Genomic DNA, 205 nt, shown 5'->3' on the forward strand with positions numbered 1-205 from the left:
CAGCAGGGCCATCTCCGCCATCCCGGTGGTGGCATGAGCATGCAGGTGCAGGCGCACGTCATAGCGCTTTTTGATTTCGCTGACCAGCTCAAAGGCGGCCATCGGGGTGAGAATGCCGGACATGTCTTTAATCGCAATGGAATCGACGCCGGTTTCCAGCAGCTGTTCAGTCAGGTCAAGCCAGGTCTGCAGGGTGTGGGCCGGA

The 205-nt window shown here is 59.5% G+C and carries 1 pseudogene; it reads right to left on the reverse strand.

Features of this window, described 5'->3' with window-relative positions:
- Nucleotides 1–205, reverse strand: a pseudogene (locus tag IAE27_RS29480) (oxaloacetate decarboxylase); the annotation flags it as partial.

This window comes from Klebsiella sp. S69, assembly GCF_016516145.1.
Classification (GTDB): domain Bacteria; phylum Pseudomonadota; class Gammaproteobacteria; order Enterobacterales; family Enterobacteriaceae; genus Klebsiella; species Klebsiella oxytoca.